The sequence below is a fragment of the Hominimerdicola alba genome (assembly GCF_900112155.1).
Taxonomy (GTDB): domain Bacteria; phylum Bacillota; class Clostridia; order Oscillospirales; family Ruminococcaceae; genus Hominimerdicola; species Hominimerdicola alba_D.
In genome coordinates this window covers 1-3,240 of the sequence record NZ_FOKQ01000091.1, presented here as the reverse complement: position 1 = coordinate 3,240, position 3,240 = coordinate 1, and the positions used below count along the sequence as shown (strand labels likewise).

Genomic DNA, 3,240 nt, shown 5'->3' with positions numbered 1-3,240 from the left:
TATCATATTAATGTAAAGTTGAAAAACAATTATCGTTATATTTGTGGACTTTAGATACTCCACTTTACATTAACTGCCTCTTAACATTAAATCTCAAGACGGGCGTGACTTCCAACACACGCTATGAAACACAGCTGAATGAAAGCTACCGCGAGCTTGCCGAATATTACGGTACCGCTATAGTTCCGACTCGTGTTCGTAAGCCGCAGGATAAAGGTCTTGTCGAACGTTCCGTAGGATTTTCTACAACATGGATAACCGCTGCTTTGCGTGAGCGTAAATTCTTCTCTTTTGCTGAGGTCAGAGATGCTGTTGCCGAAAGACTTGAGTTCATAAATACAAAGTCATTCCAGAAACGTCCCGGCAGCCGCAGAGAAGCATATATTTCCGAAGAAAAGGAATTCATGCTGCCGCTGCCTAAGCACCCTTATGAGCCCTCTGTATGGAAGCAGCAGACGGTCGGGAATGATTATCTCATAAGCGATGGACTCAACAAATATTCTGTGCCTTTCGACCTTATCGGTGAACGTGTACAAATCAGGCTGACCAAAGATCTTGTCGAGGTTTACTTCAAGGGCAGCCGTATGACTTCGCACAAAAGGCTTGAAAAGTACAGTGTTCAGCCTGTTGTAAAGCCCGAGCACATGCCATCAAATCATCGTGAATATCTGAGCTGCAATGCCGATGAATTCAAAGCATGGGCAGAAACTGTCGGAAATTCCACCGAAGAAGTCGTCAAGCATTTTCTGACCTCCGGCAGCATCCCCGAACAGGGCTACAAGGCTTGTGTGAGCCTTATAAAACTCGGCAAGCGCTACGGCAAGAAGAAGCTTGAAACCGCCTGTGAACGTGTGCTGGCTTTCTCATCAACTCCGTCAATACGTACGATAACAACGCTTCTAAAGAACAGCAAGGAGTCCGAAAAGACTGTCGCAGACAGTGACAACAGCAATAAATACGGCATCACCCGAGGCGCTGCCTACTGGAAGAAAGGCGGTGCCGGCAAATGATAAATGGTACAATTGAACGCCTGAGAACCATGAAAATGAATGCTCTTGCAAGTGAATTAGAACGTCAGGTCGAGGATGCCGACAGCTACAAGCAGCTTGGTTTTGAAGACCGTCTGACATTATTGGTCGATGCCGAATGGAATCGCAGGCAGAACAACAAGCTCGACAGGTACATAAGAAACGCCAGGTTTTCAGATGCGAACGCCACGATAGAAGGCATCGAATACATTGAGGATCGACATATTGATAAGGGTAAAATGCTTCGTTTTGCGACCTGCAACTATGTTGATGAGGGGCGGCATATTATTCTCAAAGGCGCGTCCGGAAATGGCAAGACTTACATCGCCTGCGCTCTCGGGAACGCCGCTTGCCGAAGATTCAAGACTGTTCGTTACATAAGACTGCCTGATCTTCTGGACGAGCTTACGATAGCAAGAGCCAACAATGAATTTGGAAAAGTCATCAAGGCATACAGAAAGGTAGATCTGCTTATCCTTGATGAATGGCTTATTCGCAAGCTCACGCCCACCGAGAGCTATGACTTGCTGGAGATCATTGAGGCAAGGATCGAGCGATCTATGATATTCTGCACACAGTATCACTCCGAAGGTTGGTACGATCGTATCAATCCGGATCCTGAGAATGACAGCCCCATATCCGATGCAATAATCGACAGGATCATCAACAATGCCTATGACATCATGATCGACGGCGAGGTCTCCATGAGAAAGCGTCACGGTTTGCCGGAAGGAGCCGAGCCATGATGGATAATTATTGTGCTTTCAGCGAAGATCATAAGTGCCTTAAATGGGCGGATTATGAGCTTACACGCCACGAACTTGAAGAAGCAGACAACCTTTGTCAAAGCAACTGGATCGAGATACAGCGGCTGCGGGATTACATTGAAGTTCTTAAGGAGAATCTTGATAAGAAGGGTATTGAATATCCGGAGATGTAATTGACTCCATTGAACCTGTTTCGGCAAGAGCCTGTCTGATTCTGTGTCAGGCAGGCTCGCTTTTTGCCGGGCAGTGCCCGTGGGCAGTCAGCGGCAAAAGTGGGCAAAATGTCCGTGCAGCTGTGGCAGTCGGAGCGGTATATACAGCTTTTTTAATTTTTTTGCATTATACAACGTAAAAAACAATATGTCAAGCTTTTTGGCATAAGGTGCAGTTTTCTGACATAAAAAAACAGCTCATAAAAAAATGAGCTGTTTTGAGTCATATATCGATCCCTCAGAGCCACCTTAGAACATTTTAAGAGATGTATTACGAAATAATAGAATCACTTGAGTAATAGTGAAAGAATATCAAAATCACACCATCTGATGTGGGACCGTTTTTTGCAAGCAAAGTCCGAGGAACTGTTAGCGTCGAGGTGTGGTAAATGCTCAGTGATGGTGGCTGTTGAAGTTCAGAAATGTGGTGCTGAAAGTAGTTCATTGCTCTGAGTGGACGGTGTATACATTTGAGGCTAAGTTTCTAAAATTACTGAACTACAAAACACATTATCAATCTCATAATAATCATAACGTCCATTATATTTCCAAGTGATATCCTTAATAATTGATATGCCTAAGCCATGATTATCCTTATTATTTTTAGTTGTTTTTAATTTCGGATTATTCTTTACAACAGATTGATGAATAGAATTTTTTATGAGAAATGAGTATATATTATTTTCCTTTCTTATTTCTAAATTTATGAATTTATTGCTATCAACCGGCATATCTTTGCATGCGGTTATAGCATTTTCCAAGATATTGCTCAATAAATCACACAGATCTACTTCATTTATACCATCAAATGAGGATACGGTTATACATGATATTTTTATACCTAATGTAGAAGCAACTGTAAGCTTGGCATTTACAATAGCATTTACAATAGCATTATCTGTTTTTATATATGGTTCAGAATGATCTATTAAATCAAAATTATCCATAATAAAATCTTCCGCTTCGCTGTATTTCTTATCTTTAACTAACCCATAGATCGTTGTATATTTATCTTTTATGTCATGTCGAATTTTTCTTATGGAATCATATTGTGACTCAGCATTTTCAATAAACTGCTCAAGATATTGTTCTCTTAGTTTTAATATTTCAATTTCTTTTAGCTTTTGATTTTTAATGAAAATGGAGCTTCCTGTAACCAAACAAATCAAGGGGTTGCAAAAAAGAACACCTCAGTGTAGAATGTAAATACTGACGATGCGAAAGTTAGTAATA

Annotated in this window: 4 protein-coding genes; 3 read left to right on the top strand and 1 reads right to left on the bottom strand. The window is 41.4% G+C overall.

Annotation, left to right across the window (positions count from 1 at the left end):
* The first annotated feature begins 104 nt into the window (after nt 1–104).
* Genes BM265_RS19400 through BM265_RS19390 form a run of 3 tightly spaced genes read left to right on the top strand, consistent with a single transcriptional unit; the run spans nt 105 to nt 1,968 of the window.
* Entirely contained in the window at nt 105–1,010 is a 906-nt protein-coding gene (locus tag BM265_RS19400) for a Mu transposase domain-containing protein (RefSeq protein WP_143098799.1), read from the top strand.
* Nucleotides 1,007–1,774 (top strand): ATP-binding protein, encoded by a 768-nt coding sequence (locus BM265_RS19395; RefSeq protein ID WP_074963554.1) that lies wholly within the window; start codon nt 1,007–1,009, stop codon nt 1,772–1,774. The genes BM265_RS19400 and BM265_RS19395 overlap by 4 nt, the downstream gene beginning before the upstream one ends.
* Complete coding sequence (locus tag BM265_RS19390) at nt 1,771–1,968, top strand: mobility-associated LCxxNW protein (protein WP_074963553.1); 198 nt, start codon at nt 1,771–1,773, stop codon at nt 1,966–1,968. Before BM265_RS19395 ends, BM265_RS19390 begins: the two co-directional genes overlap by 4 nt.
* A gap of 515 nt (nt 1,969–2,483) precedes the next feature.
* On the opposite strand, the gene BM265_RS19385 is transcribed toward BM265_RS19390, so the two are convergent.
* On the bottom strand, nt 2,484–3,167 hold the full coding sequence (locus BM265_RS19385) for a sensor histidine kinase (RefSeq protein ID WP_074963552.1): 684 nt from the start codon (nt 3,165–3,167) through the stop codon (nt 2,484–2,486).
* Between the last annotated feature and the right edge of the window lie 73 nt (nt 3,168–3,240).

Coding starts and splice junctions, on each gene's coding strand:
- BM265_RS19390 (WP_074963553.1), top strand. CDS start 1,771: ATGATGGATAATTATTGTGCTTTCAGCGAAGATCATAAGTGCCTTAAA.
- BM265_RS19395 (WP_074963554.1), top strand. CDS start 1,007: ATGATAAATGGTACAATTGAACGCCTGAGAACCATGAAAATGAATGCT.